Here is a 16,712-nt window from a genome sequence, read left to right as displayed (position 1 = left end):
CTCTACCGGCGCCCGGTCTTTGCGCAATCCGGCCTAGCCGCGCCCGGGTGAAGGGCATAAAACGCGCGCCTCATCGCAGCCCCCGGGAGATCGCCATGCGGGACATTCGCCATTTCGTGAACGGTTCGGCCTTCGAGGGCGCGTCCGGGCGGTTCGGGGACATCTTCAATCCCAACACCGGCGAGGTCCAGGCGCGGGTGCAGCTGGCCACCCCGGCCGAGCTCGACAAGGCGGTCCAGGCCGCCGCCGCGGCCTTCCCGGCCTGGTCGGCGACCAACCCCCAGCGCCGCGCGCGGGTGATGTTCGAGTTCAAGCGGCTGGTCGAAGCCAACATGCAGGACCTCGCCGAGCTGCTGTCGAGCGAGCACGGCAAGGTCATCGCCGACAGCAAGGGCGACATCCAGCGCGGCCTCGAGGTGATCGAGTTCGCCTGCGGCATCCCCCATGCGCTGAAGGGTGAATACACCGAGGGCGCGGGCCCGGGCATCGACGTCTATTCGATGCGCCAGGCGCTGGGCGTGGTCGCCGGCATCACCCCGTTCAACTTCCCGGCCATGATCCCGATGTGGATGTTCGGCGTGGCCATTGCGGTGGGCAACACCTTCATCCTCAAGCCGTCGGAGAAGGACCCGTCGGTGCCGGTCCGTCTGGCCGAGCTGATGATGGAGGCCGGCGCTCCGGCGGGCGTGCTGAACGTGGTTCACGGCGACAAGGTCAGCGTCGACGCCATCCTGCAACACCCGGACATCAAGGCCGTCAGCTTCGTCGGCAGCTCCGACATCGCCCACTACGTCTATTCGCAAGGGACTCTGCACAACAAGCGGGTCCAGGCCATGGGCGGGGCCAAGAACCACGGCATCATCATGCCCGACGCCGACCTCGACCAGGTGGTCAAGGACCTGTCGGGCGCCGCCTTCGGCTCGGCCGGCGAGCGCTGCATGGCGCTGCCGGTGGTCGTGCCGGTCGGCAAGAAGATCGCCGACGAACTGCGCGAACGGATGATCGCCGAGATCGACACCCTGAAGGTCGGGCTGTCCAACGACGCCGACGCCCAGTACGGCCCGGTCGTCTCCGCCGCCCATCGCCAGAAGATCGCCGACTACATCCAGATCGGAAAGGACGAGGGGGCCGAACTGGTCGTCGACGGCCGCGACTTCAAGCTGCAGGGCTACGAGAAGGGCTTCTTCATCGGCCCGAGCTTCTTCGACGGCGTGAAGCCCGGCATGAAGACCTACCACGAGGAAATCTTCGGCCCGGTGCTGCAGATGGTCCGCGCCGAGAGCTTCGAGGAGGCCGTCGAGCTTCCCAGCAAGCACCAGTACGGCAACGGGGTGGCCATCTTCACCCGCAGCGGCCGCGCCGCCCGCGAGTTCGCCAACCGCGTCCAGGTCGGCATGGTCGGCATCAATGTGCCGATCCCCGTGCCGGTCGCCTACCACACCTTCGGCGGCTGGAAGCGCAGCGCCTTCGGCGACACCAACCAGCACGGCATGGAAGGCGTGAAGTTCTGGACCAAGGTCAAGACGATCACCGCCCGCTGGCCCGAGGGCGAGGTCGGGGATTCGAGCTTCGTCATTCCGACGATGAAATAGTTACGGCAATCCTCCCCGCATCGCGCCTTTGGCCTAGTGGGGAGGATTGGCGTTGAGGATGAGATCCCGCGTCACCCCGTCCAGCACCAGCCGCCCGGAGCGGGTGGCCCTGAGCCGGGCCGGATCGGCCGCCAGCAGGCCCTCGTCGACCAGTCCGGCCACCACCGGATGGGCGGCCGTCAGCCCCAGCGCCGCCAGTTCCCCGAACCCCACACCCTCGTCTGTGCGCAAACCCATCAGCAGCCGCTCCTCGGCCCGGGCGACCGGCGACAGCGCCTCGGGTTCGCGAAAGCCGAGGCCCGTCTCGCCGACGTCGCGGATGTAGTCGGCGACCCTGGCCGCGGCCTCGGTGGCCGTGCGCATGCCGTGCAGCGTCAGCCGGCCATGGGCGCCCGGCCCCACGCCGACATAGTCCTGCCCGCGCCAGTAGATCAGGTTGTGCCGCGACCGCGCCGCCTGGCCCCGCGCGTGGTTGGACACCTCGTAGGCGTCGAACCCGGCCGCCTCCAGCACCTGTTGCGTCGTGTCGTAGAGCGCCGCGCCGGTCGCGTCGTCGGCGGGCCTGAACAGTCCGCGTCCGACGGCCCGGTCGAACGCCGTACCGGCCTCGATGGTCAGCTGGTAGGGCGAGATGTGCTCGGCGCCGAGATCGATGGCCCGGGCCAGCTGCTCGCGCCAGGCGTCAACCGTCTGGCCCGGCAGGGCGTAGATCATGTCGACCGACAGGCGCGGAAAGGTCTTCGCCGCCAGCTCGGCCGCGCGGCCGGCTTCGGCCGCGTCGTGATTGCGGCCGAGGAACCCGAGCGCCTCATCGTCGAACGACTGCAGGCCCAGCGACAGCCGGGTGACCCCGGCCTCGGCGAACCCGGCGAACCGGCCCGACTCGGCGTCGGTGGGGTTGGCTTCGAGGCTGACCTCGAGGTCGGCTTGCGCGTCCCACAGGCGGCGCGCCGCGGCGATGATGTCGGCGGCCCACTGCGGATCCATCAGCGAGGGCGTGCCGCCGCCGAGGAACACCGAGGCCAGCCGCCGGGGCCCGGTCAGGCCGCGCTGCGCCTCAAGGTCGGTCAGGATCGCCGCCGCCAGATCGGCCTGCTCGGCCTGCTTGCGGTCGCGCACGACGTTGAAGTCGCAGTAGGGGCAGATCTTCGCGCAGTAGGGCCAGTGGACATAGACGCCCAGCGGCGGCAGGTCGGTCAAAACAGCGCGGCTTTCAGCAGGGCGAAGGCCCGGGCGCGGTGACTCATGGCGTCCTTGTGGGCCGGGTCCATCTCGCCGAACGTCTGGCCGTGGCCGTCGGGGACGAAGATCGGATCGTAGCCGAAGCCGCGATCGCCGCGCCCCGGGAACACCAGCCGGCCGTCGACGCGGCCCTCGACCACCACGGCCGGGCCGTCGGGCCAGGCCACGGCGAGGGCGCTGGTGAACCAGGCCGAGTGGTCGTCCGAGCCGGTCTCGATCAGCCGTTCCTCGACCTTGGCCATGGCGGCGGCGAAATCCCTGGTCGGACCGGCCCAGCGGGCGGAGAAGATGCCGGGCGCGCCGTCGAGCGCCGTCACCGACAGGCCCGAGTCATCGGCCAGGGCGATCTTCCCGCTCAGCTGCGCCGCGTGCCGGGCCTTGAGCAGGGCGTTGCCGGTGAAGGTCGATTCCGTCTCGTCCGGCTCGGGCAGGCCCAGGCTTCCGGCCGCGAGAATCTCGAACCGGCCGTCGAGCAGGGCGACCAGCTCCCTGGCCTTGCCGGGATTGTGGGTCGCGGCGACGAGGGTGGTTCCGGGCTGGAGGATCAGCGGCATGGCAATGTCCTTTGCTGCCGCCTTCCTCGCCCCGAACCCGGCGCCGCGCAAGCCACGGTCTGTTTATGCTGCACTGCATTACGGCCGCGTAATGATGTTACGCAAGTTTAATATCGTTTATCGATAATCTTCTTGATCGAAGAACGGCAAATCCCTAGTTTGGGGATGCGGACGGGACGCGAGTTCAGCCCGCCGGGTGTGGAGGGGTCCACATTCGTATTGCACTGCAACATCAAGGAGGGACTCATGTCCGCGCAAAAAATGACGAACCTGGTCGACAAGGTCGCGATGACCCTGGTCAACGCCGCCCTGCTCGCCGCTCTGCCCATGGCGGCGGTGCTGTTCGTTTCCCACTCGCTCTGATCGGCGCCCTTTTATGAGGGCCCCGATCAGGGCATCCTCGCCGGCCGCTCCGCGGCTCGCCTCTCCCAACCGATGCCGGGCGCATCCGTTCGGCGAGGCGAGCCCGGGCTGAAAGCGGCCGGCGGGATCCGGGCTTTGGACCGGAAGTAATCTAGGGGGATGCGCCATGCGCGCTTTGGGGCCGGGCTCGGTGTCGAGCTTCCTCAAGACCATTCTCGACGTGGTCTATTACGCCTTGTGGGTGCTGATCGGCGCGGCCCTGACGTTCGCGCTCGTCACCCTGCTGTTCAGTTTCAATCCTGGTCTGCTGGCGGGTTCGATCCCGTTCAGCGAGCGCCTCGCGCGCGTCGTCGAGCGCGGTCCGTCCTTCGCCACCGTGCTGGTCGCCGGCGCCGCCTACATGGGCGGGGTGCTGGCGATCGTCGACATCCTGCGGCGGATCTTCGTCACCCTGACGGCCGGCGATCCCTTCCATCCCGAGAATGTCCGCCGCCTGCGCACGGTCGGCGTGATCTTCGGCGGCCTCGAGGTCGGCCGGTTCCTCGTCGCGGCGATCATGAAGCTGGTCGCGCCCGGCGAGATCCGCACGGTCGAGGCGTCGCTCAACCTGACCACCTGGTTCGCGGTGCTGGTCATCTTCGTGCTGGCGGAGGTGTTCCGCGAGGGCGCGCGCCTGCGCAACGAAGCCGAACTGACGATCTAGGGCAGGCGCGTATCATGGCCATTCGCTGCACTCTCGACCGCATGCTGCAGGAGCGACGCATGTCGCTGACCGAGCTGGCCGACCGCGTCGGCGTGACGATCGCCAACCTGTCGATCCTCAAGACCGGCAAGGCCCGCGCGCTGCGCTTCTCGACGCTGGACGCGCTGTGCCGCGAGCTGCAGTGCCAGCCCGGCGACATCGTCGTCTTCGAACCCGGCCCCGGCATGGAGCTGGAGGACGACGACGACAGCGCCTACGGCGGGGCCTAGGGGACATGTACCGAAGGTACGTGTCCCCCAATCGAGCAGGCAGGGTTTAGGGGACACGTACCTTCGGTACATGTCCCCGGCGCCTACCCCACCGCCGCGCGTTGCAGCGCAAACAGCTCGCCGATGCCCTTCTCGGCCAGGCCCAACAGGGCCTCGAACTCGGCGCGGGTGAAGCCGCGCTTCTCGCCGGTGGCCTGGATCTCGACGATGTCGCCGCTTCCGGTCAGGACGAAGTTGGAGTCGGCCTCGGCCGAGGAGTCTTCCTCGTAGTCGAGGTCGAGCACGGCGAGGTTCTGATGCACGCCGCAGGACACGGCCGCGACCTGGTCGAGGATCGGGTCGGTCTTGATGACCCCTTCTTCCAGCAGGTAGCGCGTGGCCAGCCTCAGGGCGACCCAGGCGCCGGTGATGGCCGCGGTGCGGGTGCCGCCGTCGGCCTGGACGACGTCGCAGTCGATCTGGATCTGCCGCTCGCCGAGCGCCTTCATGTCGACCACGGCCCGCAGCGAGCGGCCGATCAGCCGCTGGATTTCCTGGGTCCGGCCCGACTGCTTGCCCTGGGCGGCCTCGCGCCGGCCGCGGGTGTGGGTGGCGCGCGGCAGCATGCCGTACTCGGCCGTGACCCAGCCCGCGCCCTTGCCGCGCATCCAGCCCGGCACGCCCTCGTCGACGCTGGCGGTGACCAGCACCCTGGTGTGGCCGAAGGTCACCAGACACGAGCCCTCGGCGTAGCGGTTGACGCCGGTTTCGAGAGTCACGGCGCGCATCTGGTCGGCGGCGCGTTCGGAAGGTCGCATGGTCTGGTCCTGAGGAGGCGCGCACGGGTTGCGCGCGGGCAGGCGCCGCTTATCCTATTGGCCGACAGGTCGTCCACCGGCCTGCGACAGGACCCATGACCCCGATCTTCACCAGCGGCCCCTCCCGCACCGCCAGCCTGACCGATCTGGATGACCGCGCCCGGGACATCTTCCGGCGGATCGTGGAGAGCTATCTCGAGACCGGCGACCCGGTCGGCTCGCGCACCCTGTCGCGCGGCGGGGTGCAGCTGTCGCCCGCCTCGATCCGCAACACCATGCAGGACCTGGCCGGCCTCGGCCTGCTCGACTCGCCGCACTCGAGCGCCGGCCGCATGCCGACGCACGCGGGCCTGCGCCTGTTCGTCGACGGCCTGCTGGAAGTCGGCGACGTCGGCGAGGCCGAGCGGCGCGAGATCGACGCCCGCCTGTCGGCCCACGGCCGCAACTTCGACGAGGCGCTCAACGAGGCCAGCGCCATCCTGTCCGGCCTGGCCGGCGGAGCGGGCATGGTCGTCAGCCCGGTGCGCGAGGCGGGGGTCAAGCACGTCGAGTTCGTCGCCCTCGACGCCGACCGCGCGCTGGCCGTGATGGTCTTCGAGGACGGCCAGGTGGAGAACCGGCTGATGCGGCTGTCGCCGGGCCTGACGCCTTCGGCGCTGCAGGAGGCGTCCAACTTCCTCGCCGCCCGGCTCAAGGGCCGCACCCTGGCCCAGGCCGGGGCCGAGATCCGCGCCGAACTCGACCAGGCCCGGACCGAGCTGGACAAGACCGCCGCCCGCCTCGTCGAGGACGGTCTGGCCGCCTGGGGCGGCGGCGACGACGCCGAGCGGGCCCTGATCGTGCGCGGCCGGGCCAACCTGCTCAACGACCCCGCCACGGCGGGCGATCTGGCGCGGGTGCAGAAGCTGTTCGACGACCTGGAACAGAAGGAGCAGCTGATCGGTTTGCTGGACGGGGTCCGCGACGCCCAGGGCGTGCGTATTTTCATTGGCGCGGAAACGCGACTTTTCTCGCTTTCGGGTTCCGCCGTGATCGCGGCGCCCTATATGACGGGCCGACAGAAGGTGCTGGGCGCGATCGGCGTGATCGGGCCCGCCCGCCTCAACTATGCCCGGGTCATCCCGCTGGTGGACTACACCGCGCGGGTCCTGGGCCGCATGCTGGACGGATAGACGAGTATGACCGACGACACCGCCGCCAACGGCCACGATCACGACCCCGCGCTGGAGGTCGAAACCGCGCAGGACGCCGCCGAAGCGGACGTCGAGGCGCTCAAGGTCGAGGTCGCCGCGCTGAAGGACCAGATCCTGCGCTACGCCGCCGAGGCCGACAACACGCGCCGCCGGGCCGAGCGCGACCAGAACGACGCCCGCGCCTACGCCATCCAGAAGTTCGCCCGCGACCTGTTCGCCGTCGCCGACCACCTGTCGGCCGCCACGACCCACGCCCCGCGCGACTTCGCCGACCAGGTGGTCAAGAACTTCGTCGTCGGCGTGGAGATGACGCAGAAGGAACTGCAGTCGGCGTTCGAGCGCAACGGCCTCAAGCGCATCGAGCCGGAAAAGGGCGGCAAGTTCGACCCGCACCAGCACCAGGCGATGATGGAACAGCCCGGCGAGGGCGTGGCCCCGGGCGCGGTGATCAAGACCCTGCAGGCCGGCTACGAACTGCACGGCCGCATCGTCCGTCCGGCGATGGTCGTGGTGGCGGCCAAGACCGGCGCCGCCGACACCGGCGCGGCCCCGGCGGCCAACCCCTATGCCGACGCCGAAGGCGACAGCGCCGGCGGTTCGGTGGATACCAAGGCCTGATCCCTGAGGTTTTTGGATCCTCCCCAGCAAAGCTGGGGAGGGGGACCACGCGAAGCGTGGTGGAGGGGAGTCGGTGCACGGACTCCCCTCCACCGCCTCCGGCGGTCCCCCTCCCCGCAAAAGGCGGGGAGGATTGGATCAAACGAAGCCGCGCCCCCTTCCGTGAGCCGCCTTTTCCGCTAATGTCCCTAGTCCCTTGGCAGGCGAACCGGCGGGGGCCCGACGATTCGCCTGTCACCTTCCGGACCTCGGACGAGACATGAAGCTTACGATCGAGCGGGCGGCGCTGCTGAAGGCCCTGGGCCACGTGCAGAGCGTCGTTGAACGCCGCAACACCATTCCGATCCTGTCGAACGTGCTGCTGACCGCCGAACGCGAGCGGGTCGGCTTCTCGGCGACCGATCTGGACATGGAGATCATCGACGGCGGCGCGGCCCAGGTCGACGTGCCGGGCCAGATCACCGCTCCGGCGCACACCCTCTACGAGATCGTCCGCAAGCTGCCGGAAGGCGCGGACGTGTCGCTGACCCTGTCGGGCGACGATCCCCGGCTGCAGGTCGCGGCCGGCCGCTCGAAGTTCAACCTGCCGGTCCTGCCGGCCGGCGACTTCCCGGTGATGAGCTCCGACGGCCTGTCGCCGGCCATCCCGGTCGACGCCAACGACCTGATGCGGCTGATCGACAAGACCCGCTTCGCCATCTCCACCGAGGAGACGCGCTACTATCTGAACGGCCTGTACGTGCACACGGTGGTCGAGAACGGCCAGCCGATGCTGCGCTGCGTGGCCACCGACGGCCACCGCCTGGCCCTGGCCGAGATGCCGGCCCCCGAGGGCGCCGCCGGCCAGCCGGGCGTGATCATCCCGCGCAAGACCATCAACGAGGCGCGCCGCCTGCTGGAGGACGCCGGCGAGACGGTCGACTTCCAGGTCAGCGCCCAGAAGGTCCGCTTCGACTTCGGCCAGGCCGCCCTGACCTCCAAGGTTATCGACGGCTCGTTCCCCGACTACATGCGGGTCATCCCGCGCGACAACCAGAAGATCATGACCGTCGACAACGCCTTGTTCGCCAAGGCCGTCGACCGCGTGGCGACCATCTCGGCGGAAAAGAGCCGCTCGGTGAAGCTGGCCATCGAGCCGGGCCGGGTGACCCTGACCGTGCGCAACATGGAAGCCGGCCAGGCCGTGGAAGAGGTCGAGGTCGACTACGACGGCGAGTCGTTCGAGATCGGCTTCAACGCCCGCTACCTGCTGGACGTCACCGGCCAGATCGGCGGCGAGACGGCGGAATTCCGCTTCGCCGATCCGGCGTCGCCGACGCTGGTGCTGGATCCGACCGACGCCGGCGTGAAGTACGTGCTGATGCCGCTGCGGGTGTAGGGGCGGACTCTTCGAGACCACGGAAAATAAGGGGACAGCTTACTCATTCCCGCGCCGCGGCGGCGAGAGTCGACGGAAATGAGTAAGCTGTCCCCTTATTTCCCCTTATTTCCGCCCTACCCCTTCGCCGCCGCCTCGAGCGGGGCGATGTCGAGCTTGACCATCTTCAGCATCTGCTCGGTCACGCGTTTGACCACGGCCGGGTCGGGGTCGCTCATCAACTCCCCCAGGCGCCGCGGCGTGATCTGCCAGCTGAGGCCCCAGCGGTCCTTCAGCCAGCCGCACTGCTCGACGCTGCCGCCCTCCTTCAGCGCCTCCCACAGCCGGTCGAGCTCGGCCTGGGTGTCGACTTCGACCATGATCGAGAAGGCGTGGTTGAACGGGTCCAGTGGCCCGGCCTCGATGGCCGCGTAGCGCTGGTCGCCGAGGGTGAACCAGGCGAGCGTGACGCTGCCGGCCGGGCCGGACGGGTTGTCGCCCATCACCGCCGAGGTCGTGTCGATGCTCGAGCCCGGGATCAGCGACGTGTAGAGGCGCAGCGCCGCCATCATGTCCTTCTCGAACCACAGATGCTGGGTCACCTTCATCGCGTCGTCCTCCGTTGTCGTTGAAGCGGCCATGGCGGCCGCTGTGCCGTCCCCAGGACGAACGGGCATGCGCCGCACCGACAGGGTCGCGGAAAATTCGCCGGGGACAGGTTAAGCTGTCCCTTGGGACTGCTTAACCTGTCCCCCTCACTGACCTACAGTATCAGCCATGTCCCTGCGTCTGCCCCAGACCCGGTCGTCGTCAAGCGCCTCCGCGGGCGAGATCTTCGACGCCGGCCTGCAGACCGAGCTGATGGCCGAGAAGGCCGCCTCGCTCGGGCGGGCCGGGCGCCGGGTCGAGACGACCCTGGCGGCGCTGCGCGAGGCCGCCGACGAAGACCGCCCCGCCGCCCTGAAGGCCGCCGCCGACGCGGTCTGGAGCCTGTTCGTCCAGCGCGAGATCTGCGGCCAGCGCGACCAGAAGCCGGTCATCGAGATCTACGGCATCCCGAAAGAGGTGCTGGTGCGGCTGGGGGCGCGGTGAGGCCCTTCCTCTCCCGCGAGGGAGAGGGGGACCACCCGGAGCGTGGTGGAGAGGGAGGCGCGGTGTCGGCCGAACACCCCCGTCCCATGTTGGATGCTGATGCGCCCTGAAGGCCTTGATGGAATTCTCCGCTCCGGGCGGCGACCTTGGTCAAGGACCGCTTCGCGGCCGCGCAGCGGCGGGCCCTTAAGGGCCCGTCCTTGACCAAGGTCCCGCCGGAGCAAGCATGCTCATCAAGACATCAGGACGAATTCCGCCGCGAGAGGTGGAGGCAAACTGGCCGCCAACTGCGCCTCCCTCTCCACCCTGCTCCGCAGGGTCCCCCTCTCCCTCCGGGAGAGGAACGACGCGGGAACGGTCGCGCGTTTGCCGCCGGCCCGTAGCAGGCTAAACGAAGCCCCATGCACTCGGCCCTCACCGCTCTCACCCTGACCAACTTCCGCTCCTACGAGCGGGCGGAGCTGCGCGCCGGGGGGCGGACGGTGTTCCTGTTCGGGCCGAACGGGGCGGGCAAGACCAATCTGCTGGAAGCCATAAGCCTGCTGTCGCCGGGCCGCGGCCTGCGCGGGTCGAGCATCGCCGAGGTCGGCCGACGGCTGCCGGGCGAGACCGGCGGCCGTGCCTGGGCCGTGTCGGCGCGGATCGTCAACGGCGAGGACGAGGTCCAGCTGGGCACCGGGACCGAGGTCGCGGGCGCGGCGCGGCGGCTGGTGCGGCTGGAGGGCGAGACCGTGCCGCCCGGCCGGCTGGCGGACCACATCCGGCCGATCTGGCTGACCCCGGCGCAGGACCGGCTGTTCCTCGAGGCGGCCGGCGACCGGCGGCGGTTCTTCGACCGGCTGGTGTTCGCCGCCGAGCCGGCGCACGCGGCCCATGCCGCCGCCTATGACAAGGCCCTGCGCGAGCGGATGCGGCTGCTGACCGACGAGACCGCGCGGCCCGACCCGGTCTGGCTGTCGGCGCTGGAGGCCCGCATGGGCGAGGCCGGCGCCCTGATGGCCTCGGCCCGCGCCCGCACCCTGGCGGCGCTGCAGGCGGAGATCGACAGCCGTGGCGCGCGGCCCTTCCCGCAGGCGCGCCTGAGTCTCGCCGGCGAGTGGGAAAAGCTGGCCGGCGAGGGCGTCGAAACCGCCGAAATCGAAGCCCGACTGGTGGCCGCCCTGGCCGCCGCGCGCAGCCGCGACGCGGCCGCCGGACGGGCGCTGACGGGCCCGCACCGGGGTGATCTGGCGGTCATCCACGCCGAAAAGGACCGGCCCGCCGCCGAATGTTCGACCGGCGAGCAGAAAGCCTTGATTCTGAACCTGGTTTTGGCCCAGGCGGCGCGACTTTCCGCTGCAGAATCAGCGCCGGCTCCTGTATTATTGCTGGACGAAGTCGCCGCCCATCTCGACCCGCTCCGGCGGGCCGCGCTGGCGGATGAAATCGCGGCGCTCGGCCTGCAGGCTTTCCTGACCGGAACGGACGAGTCGCTGTTCGACCCCTTCAAGGGTCGGGCCCTCGGCGTCCGCGTGGAAGCCTCGGGTCTGACCGTTCTGGACCGCTGAATGACCGACGAAACCGAAGACCACGGCGCCCCGCAGGCGCACGGCGAATACGACGCCGACTCGATCAAGGTGCTCAAGGGCCTGGACGCCGTGCGCAAGCGTCCCGGCATGTACATCGGCGACACCGATGACGGCTCGGGCCTGCACCACATGGTCTACGAGGTGGTCGACAACGCCATCGACGAGGCCCTGGCCGGCCACGCCACCAAGGTCGAGGTGATCCTCAACGCCGACGGCAGCTGCACGGTCACCGACGACGGCCGCGGCATCCCCGTCGACATGCACGAGGGCGAGGGCGTCAGCGCCGCCGAGGTCATCATGACCCAGCTGCACGCGGGCGGTAAGTTCGACCAGAACAGCTACAAGGTCTCCGGCGGCCTGCACGGCGTCGGCGTCTCGGTGGTCAACGCGCTCAGCGACTGGCTTGAGCTGAAGATCTACCGCAACGGCAAGGCCCACCAGATGCGCTTCGAGCGCGGCGACGCGGTCTCGTCCCTGGTCATCACCGGCGACGCGCCGATCCGCGGCGAGGGCGACTCGCGCCAGGGCCAGCCCCTGACCGGCACCCAGGTCACCTTCTTCCCGTCGGTGACGACCTTCGCCTTCATCGAGTTCGACCGGAAGACGCTCGAGCACCGCCTGCGCGAGCTGGCCTTCCTCAACAGCGGCGTGACGATCCACTTCCGCGACCTGCGCGACGCCGAGCCGTGGGAAGAGATCCTGCACTACGAGGGCGGCATCGAGGCCTTCGTCCGCCATCTCGACAAGGCCAAGACCGCGCTGATCAGCGCCCCGATCTCGGTCCGCGGCGTGCGCGAGAAGGTCGAGATCGACCTCTCCCTGCAGTGGAACGACAGCTACCACGAGCACATGCTGTGCTTCACCAACAACATCCCGCAGAAGGACGGCGGCACCCACCTGTCGGCCTTCCGCGCGGCCCTGACCCGGGTCATCACCGGCTATGCCGAAAGCTCGGGCATGGCCAAGAAGGAGAAGGTCTCGGTCACCGGCGAGGACGCCCGCGAAGGCCTGACCTGCGTCCTGTCGGTCAAGGTGCCGGACCCCAAGTTCAGCTCCCAGACCAAGGACAAGCTGGTCTCGTCCGAAGTGCGCCCGGCCGTCGAGGGCCTGGTGCAGGAAGGCCTGTCCACCTGGTTCGAGGAACATCCGGCCGAGGCCAAGGCGATCGTCCTGAAGATCGCCGAGGCCGCCGCCGCCCGCGACGCGGCGCGCAAGGCCCGCGAACTGACCCGCCGCAAGAGCGCGCTCGACATCACCAGCCTGCCCGGCAAGCTGGCCGACTGCCAGGAACGCGACCCGGCCAAGTCCGAACTGTTCATCGTCGAGGGTGACTCCGCCGGCGGCTCGGCCAAGCAGGCGCGCAACCGCGAGAACCAGGCCGTGCTGCCCCTGCGCGGCAAGATCCTCAACGTGGAGCGGGCCCGGTTCGACAAGATGCTGTCGTCCGAGCAGGTCGGCACCCTGATCATGGCGCTCGGCGCCGGGATCGGCCGCGACGAGTTCGACATCGAGAAGATGCGCTACCACCGCATCGTCATCATGACCGACGCCGACGTCGACGGCGCCCACATCCGCACGCTGCTGCTGACCTTCTTCTACCGTCAGATGCCCGAGGTGATTGAACGCGGCTACCTCTACATCGCCCAGCCGCCGCTCTACAAAGCGGCCAAGGGCAAGTCCTCGCGCTACCTCAAGGACGACGCCGAATACGAGGCCTTCCTGATCGACGAAGGCGTCGAGGGCGCCGAGCTGGACCTGTCCAGCGGCGAGCGGATGATGGGCAAGGACCTGCTGGCCCTGGTCCAGACCAGCCGCGCGGCCAAGGCCAACATCGAGCGCCTGTCGGCCCGCGCCCCGGCCTTCGCCATCGAGCAGACCGCGCTGGCCGGGCTGATGGGCGAGACGCCGGACATCGCCGAGGCGGCCCGCCGCCTGAACCTCTACGCCCAGGAAGGCGACGGCCCCTGGTCGGGCGAGCGCAGCGACACCGGCTTCGTGTTCAGCCGCGTGAAGCGCAGCGTGTCGGAAAAGATCGTGCTGGAGGACGCCCTGCTGCAGGCCGCCGACGCCCGCCGTCTGGCCGAGCGCGCCGCCCTGCTGGCCGAGACCTTCCAGGGCCAGGCGGTGTTCCGCCGCAAGGACAAGAGCACCCCCGTGCGCGGCCCGCTCGACCTGTTCGCGGCGGTGATGGACGCCGGCCGCAAGGGCCTGTCGATCCAGCGCTACAAGGGTCTGGGCGAGATGAACCCCGAGCAGCTGTGGGAAACCACGCTCGACTCCGAGGCCCGCACCCTGCTGCAGGTCAAGGTCAACCACGCCGACGAGGCCGACGACATGTTCGCCCGGCTGATGGGCGAACTGGTCGAGCCGCGCCGCGAGTTCATCCAGGCCAACGCCCTGGACGCCGAGGTCGACGTCTGACGGCATGACCCTGTCGCCCGCCGAGCACTGGCGTCAGACCGCCATGGCCGCGCTGGCCCGGGGAGACCGGGTCGCGGCCATCGCGGCGCTCGAACGAGCCCTGACCCTGCTGCCCGACGACGCCGACCTGCGCTCGCGACTGGCGCTGCAACGCCTGAACCACGGCGACCTGTCCGGCGCCCGCGCCGAAGCCGGCCGGGTCGGCCAGACCCCCCGCGCCGACGCCCGCTCGCTCGACCGGTCGGGCCATGTGCTGTGCAGCACGCGCGACTACGCGGCGGGCCTCGCCCTGTTCCGCCGCGCCGCCGCCCTGTCGCCGAACGATCCCGGCATCCTCAGGAACCTCGCCTGGGGCGCGCAGTACGTCGGCGATTTCGACGCGGCGGCCGACGCCCTGCGCCGCGCCATCAGGGTCGCGCCCGACGACGCCATGGCCTGGTCGACCCTGTCGGGCCTGCCGGGCTGGAACCCGACCGACGACGACATCGCGGCCCTGCAGCGGCTCGCCCGCGCCGCGCGCGACGATGTCGAGAAAAGCCTGGCGGCCGGCCACGCCCTGGCGCGGGCGTTCGAATCCCGGGGCGACTATCCGCGGGCTCTTGAGGCCCTTACCGAGGCCAAGGCGGCGCGGCGTCGCCGTCAGCCCTATGACGTGGAGGCGGACCTCGCCCTGTTCCGGGCCGCCGTTCATGCCTGGGAGACCGGGCCGCGCGGCGCGGGCGATCCGTCCCCGGCGCCGATCTTCGTCGTCGGCCCGCCCCGCTCCGGCACGACGCTGATGGACCGGATCCTGTCGAGCCACCGTGACGTCGTCTCGGCCGGTGAACTGCCGGTGATGGTCGCCCTGGCGCTCAATGTCGCGGGCCAGCCGCCGACGGCCCGGCTGACGGCGCAGGCCGTTCTGCGCGCGGCCGGCGGCCCCGCGGGTCCGATGGGCGACGCCTTCCTGCGCGCCGCCGCCGGCTTCGCGGAACCGGCGGCGCGGTTCGTCGACAAGCGGCCGTTCAACCTGATCCTCGCCGGCATGATCGCCCGCATCCTGCCCAACGCCCGCATCCTGCGCCTGCGCCGGCCGGCCGCCGACACCGTCGTCGGCAACTACCGGCAGTTCTTCAACACCCGTTCCCTGTTCCACGACTACAGCTACGACCTCGCCGACACGGCGCGGTACATCGACGGCATGGAGACGCTGAGCGAGGCCTGGGAAGCGCGCCTGCCGCCCGACCGCTACCGCGTCATCGACTATCCCGCGCTGGTCGCCCGGCCCGAACAGACCATGCGCGAGACCCTGGCCTTCTGCGGCCTGGACTGGGATCCGGCCTGTCTGTCGTTCCACGAGAACACGGCCGCGGTGTCGACCGCCTCGGCGGTGCAGGTGCGCGAGCCGCTGCACGACCGCAACCTCGACATCTGGCGACGCTACGGCCCCGGCCTCGAACCGGCCCTGACGGTGTTGCGTGCGGCCGGCCGACTGGGCGAGGGCGGGCCGGCGGCGGCCTAGTCGTCTTCGCCGACCGGAATCAGCGCGATGATCCTGCCGTCAGGCCCGGCGGTGAGGCTCCAGAACAGCTCCCGACCTTCGAACGCGACGCGGTACTTGCGTTGGACCCTGCCGTCCCTGACGGTCTCGGCGATCAGGTCGGCGGATTTCAGCGGGCCGACCGCGGGCAGCAGCGAGCCGCTCAGCTCGCCGAAGAAGGGAACCATCTCCCTCGCCCCGTCCTCGGTGAACAGCGCCGGGTCGACCTTGCCCGTGGCCGCCGTCGTCAGGATGCGGGTGACCGCCGCGGTCAACGCCGGCCGGCTGTCGCGAAGGACCGGCGCGCGCGGGCCGGCCGGCAGGTAGACGTCCGCCACGCTTTCGGCCAGCAGCGGGTAGAAGCGGTGCTGGTTGGTCAGCACGATGATGGTCAGCTTGCGGTCCTCCGACCGGACCACGTCGGCCAGCGCCGGGCCGCCGCTGTGACCGACGATCGGGACGCCGCGATAGGTCCGCGTGGTCCAGCCGACGCCGAACCCGCCTTTTGATCCGTCCGTCAGGGTCGGCGGGGTCTCGATCAGCCGCAGGCTCTCGGGCTTGAGCAGCCGGCCCTCGTCAACCGCGACAAACACCTTGGCCATATCGCCGGCGGACGAGAACAGGCCGCCGGCGGCGTAGGTGATCTGGCGATAGAGGCCGTCGCTGACATGCTGCCGGCCGTCCTCCCAGGCGTAGACCATGGCGCGCCTTGGCAGCACGTCGCTCCAGCGGACGCCGCCGCGATTGACCGCCTGGCTGAAGCCGGTGTGGGTCAGGCCCAGCGGCGTGATGATCTCGTCGGCGAACAGCGTCGGCAGCGGCTTGCCCGACACCTTCTCGAGGATGGCCTGCAACAGGATGAAGTCGGCCAGCCCGTACTGCGACCGGCTCCCGGGCGGGTAGACCAGGGGAAGGGCCCTGGTGGCCGTCAGGAACTCGTCGAACGTGGCGAACTGGCTGTTGGGCCCGAAGCCCTGGGTCAGGCCCGAAGTGTGGTTGGCCAGCTGGCCGACCCGGATCGCCCGCCAGGCTTCCGGGCCGTCGGGGAAGTACCGGGTCAGCGGGTCGTCGAGCGAGAGTTCGCCGCGTTCGACCATGCGCATCAGCACGATGCCGGTGAACAGCTTGGTGGCCGAGGCGATCTGGAAGGTGGTGTCGGCGTCGACCGCCGCATCCCACTCCAGGTTCGCCTTGCCGTAGCCCTGCAGCTTGAGAATCCTGCCGTGCTGGACCACCGCGACGGCCGCGCCGGGAATATGGCTGCGGGCCATCTGGGCCTGAACCACATCGTCAACCGGGTCGGCGAAGACCGGGCCCGCGACAAGGCAGGCGGCGAGCATCAGGACGGCGAGACGCATGGGCGGGCTCCGGCTGTGGCCCGCCAGACCTAGCGGCCGCCACCGCCGCTGCCACGTTAAACTTCC

15 protein-coding genes are annotated in these 16,712 nt (G+C 70.0%); 10 read left to right on the top strand and 5 right to left on the bottom strand.

The features are described 5' to 3' along the window. The first annotated feature begins 95 nt into the window (after positions 1–95). Positions 96–1,592: a CoA-acylating methylmalonate-semialdehyde dehydrogenase gene (locus AC1RN0_RS07710; RefSeq protein WP_492786847.1), complete on the top strand. Its 1,497-nt coding sequence runs from the start codon at positions 96–98 to the stop codon at positions 1,590–1,592. Positions 1,593–1,625: 33 nt separating this feature from the next. On the opposite strand, the gene hemW is transcribed toward AC1RN0_RS07710, so the two are convergent. Together hemW and rdgB are read right to left on the bottom strand one after the other, a co-directional pair. Continuing rightward, positions 1,626–2,792, bottom strand: a complete 1,167-nt coding sequence (hemW, locus tag AC1RN0_RS07705) for a radical SAM family heme chaperone HemW (RefSeq protein ID WP_492786846.1) — start codon at positions 2,790–2,792, stop codon at positions 1,626–1,628. Next, complete coding sequence (rdgB, locus tag AC1RN0_RS07700; protein ID WP_492786845.1) at positions 2,789–3,388, bottom strand: RdgB/HAM1 family non-canonical purine NTP pyrophosphatase; 600 nt, start codon at positions 3,386–3,388, stop codon at positions 2,789–2,791. The genes hemW and rdgB overlap by 4 nt, the downstream gene beginning before the upstream one ends. 529 nt (positions 3,389–3,917) lie before the next feature. Between rdgB and AC1RN0_RS07695 the strand changes: the two genes are divergently transcribed. Together AC1RN0_RS07695 and AC1RN0_RS07690 are read left to right on the top strand one after the other, a co-directional pair. Continuing rightward, on the top strand, positions 3,918–4,454 hold the full coding sequence (locus AC1RN0_RS07695) for a DUF2975 domain-containing protein (protein WP_492786844.1): 537 nt from the start codon (positions 3,918–3,920) through the stop codon (positions 4,452–4,454). A gap of 14 nt (positions 4,455–4,468) precedes the next feature. Beyond that, positions 4,469–4,723: a helix-turn-helix domain-containing protein gene (locus AC1RN0_RS07690; protein ID WP_492786843.1), complete on the top strand. Its 255-nt coding sequence runs from the start codon at positions 4,469–4,471 to the stop codon at positions 4,721–4,723. An 83-nt stretch (positions 4,724–4,806) separates the two neighbouring features. Here the strand turns inward: AC1RN0_RS07690 and rph are convergent, their stop codons facing one another. Next, complete coding sequence (gene rph, locus AC1RN0_RS07685) at positions 4,807–5,520, bottom strand: ribonuclease PH (RefSeq protein WP_492786842.1); 714 nt, start codon at positions 5,518–5,520, stop codon at positions 4,807–4,809. Between the two features lie 95 nt (positions 5,521–5,615). Between rph and hrcA the strand changes: the two genes are divergently transcribed. From hrcA to dnaN, 3 genes are all read left to right on the top strand, one after another. Continuing rightward, on the top strand, positions 5,616–6,692 hold the full coding sequence (gene hrcA / locus AC1RN0_RS07680; RefSeq protein WP_492786841.1) for a heat-inducible transcriptional repressor HrcA: 1,077 nt from the start codon (positions 5,616–5,618) through the stop codon (positions 6,690–6,692). A 6-nt stretch (positions 6,693–6,698) separates the two neighbouring features. After that, positions 6,699–7,331 carry a nucleotide exchange factor GrpE gene (gene grpE, locus AC1RN0_RS07675; protein WP_492786840.1) on the top strand — a complete coding sequence of 211 codons (633 nt, stop codon included), beginning with the start codon at positions 6,699–6,701 and terminating at the stop codon, positions 7,329–7,331. A 259-nt stretch (positions 7,332–7,590) separates the two neighbouring features. Next, positions 7,591–8,709 (top strand): DNA polymerase III subunit beta, encoded by a 1,119-nt coding sequence (gene dnaN, locus AC1RN0_RS07670; protein WP_492786839.1) that lies wholly within the window; start codon positions 7,591–7,593, stop codon positions 8,707–8,709. 116 nt (positions 8,710–8,825) lie between these two features. Here dnaN and AC1RN0_RS07665 read toward each other — a convergent pair whose 3' ends face one another. After that, on the bottom strand, positions 8,826–9,296 hold the full coding sequence (locus AC1RN0_RS07665) for a VOC family protein (RefSeq protein ID WP_492786838.1): 471 nt from the start codon (positions 9,294–9,296) through the stop codon (positions 8,826–8,828). Between the two features lie 169 nt (positions 9,297–9,465). On the opposite strand from AC1RN0_RS07665, the gene AC1RN0_RS07660 reads away from it, so the two are divergent. From AC1RN0_RS07660 to AC1RN0_RS07645, 4 genes are all read left to right on the top strand, one after another. Then, positions 9,466–9,780 (top strand): DUF6665 family protein, encoded by a 315-nt coding sequence (locus AC1RN0_RS07660; RefSeq protein ID WP_492786837.1) that lies wholly within the window; start codon positions 9,466–9,468, stop codon positions 9,778–9,780. A 401-nt stretch (positions 9,781–10,181) separates the two neighbouring features. After that, positions 10,182–11,327, top strand: coding sequence for a DNA replication/repair protein RecF (recF, locus tag AC1RN0_RS07655; RefSeq protein ID WP_492786836.1), 1,146 nt, complete (start codon positions 10,182–10,184; stop codon positions 11,325–11,327). Then, complete coding sequence (gyrB, locus tag AC1RN0_RS07650) at positions 11,328–13,769, top strand: DNA topoisomerase (ATP-hydrolyzing) subunit B (protein ID WP_492786835.1); 2,442 nt, start codon at positions 11,328–11,330, stop codon at positions 13,767–13,769. 4 nt (positions 13,770–13,773) lie between these two features. Then, positions 13,774–15,270, top strand: a complete 1,497-nt coding sequence (locus AC1RN0_RS07645; RefSeq protein WP_492786834.1) for a tetratricopeptide repeat-containing sulfotransferase family protein — start codon at positions 13,774–13,776, stop codon at positions 15,268–15,270. Here AC1RN0_RS07645 and AC1RN0_RS07640 read toward each other — a convergent pair. Beyond that, positions 15,267–16,646 (bottom strand): serine hydrolase domain-containing protein, encoded by a 1,380-nt coding sequence (locus AC1RN0_RS07640; RefSeq protein WP_492786833.1) that lies wholly within the window; start codon positions 16,644–16,646, stop codon positions 15,267–15,269. The genes AC1RN0_RS07645 and AC1RN0_RS07640 overlap by 4 nt on opposite strands. Positions 16,647–16,712: the final 66 nt, after the last annotated feature.

Source organism: Caulobacter sp. GW821-FHT12F03 (assembly GCF_058806855.1).
Note: the sequence above shows the minus strand (reverse complement) of the source record. Positions and strands in the feature narration are given on the sequence as shown.